Annotated in this window: 3 protein-coding genes; 2 read left to right on the top strand and 1 reads right to left on the bottom strand. The window is 67.0% G+C overall.

All coding sequences use genetic code 11. The annotated features are described in order from the left end of the window. Window positions 1-107: 107 nt before the first annotated feature. A complete protein-coding gene (locus K8V11_RS05640) occupies window positions 108-1337 on the bottom strand; it encodes a hypothetical protein (protein ID WP_303911543.1) in 1230 nt (409 codons plus the stop codon). Window positions 1338-1431: 94 nt separating this feature from the next. Here K8V11_RS05640 and K8V11_RS05645 point away from each other — a divergent pair, with 94 nt between their 5' ends. After that, window positions 1432-1782, top strand: coding sequence for a helix-turn-helix transcriptional regulator (locus tag K8V11_RS05645; RefSeq protein ID WP_303911545.1), 351 nt, complete (start codon window positions 1432-1434; stop codon window positions 1780-1782). Beyond that, a complete protein-coding gene (locus K8V11_RS05650) occupies window positions 1779-2447 on the top strand; it encodes a cation diffusion facilitator family transporter (protein ID WP_303911547.1) in 669 nt (222 codons plus the stop codon). Before K8V11_RS05645 ends, K8V11_RS05650 begins: the two co-directional genes overlap by 4 nt. Window positions 2448-2589: the final 142 nt, after the last annotated feature.

The following is a 2589-nucleotide window of genomic DNA, read 5'->3' on the forward strand; positions in this document are numbered from 1 at the left end:
GAGGTGCAAGGCCCGGTCGCGGTCCAGGACCTCGTCCCGGAGTAGGCGGCAGGCCGAGTAACCGAGCTGCCGAGCAACGAGGCAAACACATTCGCCCGCCGTGTGCGCTACGAGCGCATACGGCGGGCGAACGCGCGTCGGCGCGCGGCGATGCGCTCGGACCACTGTTCGGGCGTCACCTTCTGCTCGGCGAAGTCGGGTAATTCCGTGGCGATATCCGCGGCGTACACGAGGCGCGCGGTAGGTCCGGCGTCATCCGTGATGGGAGCGGACACCCGCTGCCACCGGAACTGCATGATGCCCTCGGCGTGGCCCATCGTGTCGATCCAATTCGCGACGCCCGGGTTCTCGGCGGCGAGGACCATGTGGATCATCCCGTCGGTCGTGTGCGCCTGCCGCGAGGTGAGCGAGGTCTGCTGATCGACATACTCGAGCGAGATATACCAGGGGCTGCCGAGTTGAAAACCCTGGTACGGCGCATCGGAGTTGGGCACCGAGACGATCATCGCCTGGCCGGGGGCGAGCGCGAACCGGCCCGCCGAGGAGTACTGCGTGGCGAGCCCGCCGGGGGTCAGCCGAGGCGCGCCGAATGTGTTGGGTTCCTGCTCGCCGAAGAACCACTCGGGGAACGCGAGCCACGTGTGCATGCGCGAGACCAGCGCCTTGCCCGCACGCTCGTAGAACTTTCCCATCGCCTCGGGTGTGACGTCGGACTTCGGATTCTCCTCGCCGAGAGTGTCCGTGCGTGTCAGCCAAATCCGCCCCGGCGTTTCGGAGTCCCAGTCGGAGAAGACCTCGCGGATCGACAGAATCGAGGAGCCTTCGGCGAGGCCGAGGTAGCCGGGTTCCGGCGGCGCGCCCTCGCCGCGCATCGGGCCCATGCGGAACGAGAACGATCCGTCAGCGGCGATCTCGATATCGCGGTCGTCGAAGGCGGTGGCGCTGCCGGCGACCTCAGAGGCCGAGTAGTTGCCCTGGAGGACCTGGAAGGACAGGTCGGTGGTTGTGCCGCGCACTCCCTCGACGAGGTACTCGGCGCCGTCGACGAGGTTCGCGTGGTAGTAGATCGTGTCCGGGTTGTCGAGGCCCATCTTCGTGAACGGGCCGGTGGACTCGGACAGGAGCGGGAAGCGGCGATCGGAATGCTGCCGCGATTGGATGATCGCGCGCACCGATCCCGCGAGGTAGTCGAGCCCCTCGGCGAGCATCTGCTCGCTGGTGCAGAGCGGAGACGAGCGAAGTATGTGCTCGGCCTCGGCGATCGCGTCGGTGAGCGGCCTGGTGGCGGTGGTGTCGAGAGAGCGTGGTCGCGCTTCGTTGTCCGGTCCTTCGGTCATGATCGCCAGGCTAATGCGGTGCCACTAGATACGCGGAAGAAACCGGGGGAGTGGAACCATTGAATAGTACAGAGAAACCTGTACTATCCGAGGGGTGTCGAACACAGTGACTCTCTCCCATACAGCGTCGGTGTCCCGATTCGGGTATGCCCTCTCCGACGAAACCCGCGCCCGAATCCTGCTCGAGCTGCGCGGCGGTCCGGCGACCCCTTCCGAACTGGTCGACATCCTCGGAGTGTCCAAGCAGCTTCTCTCCAATCATCTTTCGTGCCTGCGCGGGTGCGGTCTCGTCGCTGCCGAGCGTCACGGGCGGCACATGCGTTATTCGCTCGCTGTGCCCGAACTCGGCGCCGCCCTCGGCTCACTGGTGCAGCTCGTGCTCGAAGTGGACCCGCACTGCTGCGAAAGTGCCAGCTGCGCGGAGAACGGATGTACTTGCTCATGACAGCGCCGCACACACTTACCGATGGACGCCGCGATGTGCTCCGGCGCCGAATCCGATGGATCGTCGCCGCGACCATCACCTACAACGTCATCGAAGCGGTCATCGCGCTCCTCGCCGGGCGCGCCGCAACGTCGGCGGCCCTCGTGGGGTTCGGGCTCGATTCGGCGGTGGAAGTGCTGTCCGCGGCGGCCGTCGCATGGCAGTTCTCCGGCCGGGACCCCGAACGGCGAGAACGCGCCGCGCTCTACGCCATCGCCCTGTCCTTCTTCGGTCTCGCCGCCTTCGTGACCGTCGACGCCGTGCGCTCGCTCGCGGGTGCCGGCGAAGCAGAGCATTCGACAGTCGGCATCGTCCTCGCCGCCGTGAGCCTCGCGATCATGCCCGCATTCTCCTGGTTCGAGCGGCGCACCGGCCAGGAACTTGGCTCGGCCACCGCAGTCGCGGACTCCAAGCAGACGCTGATCTGTGCGTATCTCTCCGGTGCCGTGCTCCTCGGGCTCGCGGCGAACTCGCTGTTCGGGTGGGCATGGGCCGACTCGGTCGCGGCGCTGGTGATCGCCGTGTTCGCCGTCCGCGAGGGCATCGAGGCCTGGCGGGGCGAGACGTGCGCGCAGCCGGTGTCCGCGCTTACCGGGGAGAGCGACGGAAACGACTCCTGCTGCTGATGGCCCGAGGCATGAACCTGAGGCCGACTACGATGTGGGAATGATGACGATGGGAACCGTGGCGATCATTGTCGCGGCGATCCTCGTGGGCACCGTGCTGCAGCGGATTTCCGGAACCGGCGTCGGGCTCGTGGTCGCTCCG

The organism is Dietzia timorensis, from assembly GCF_020742175.1.
GTDB lineage: Bacteria > Actinomycetota > Actinomycetes > Mycobacteriales > Mycobacteriaceae > Dietzia > Dietzia timorensis_A.

Excerpts from the sequence above, each read along its gene's own strand:
- K8V11_RS05650 (WP_303911547.1), top strand. The coding sequence starts at position 1,779 with ATGACAGCGCCGCACACACTTACCGATGGACGCCGCGATGTGCTCCGG.
- K8V11_RS05640 (WP_303911543.1), bottom strand. The coding sequence starts at position 1,337 with ATGACCGAAGGACCGGACAACGAAGCGCGACCACGCTCTCTCGACACC.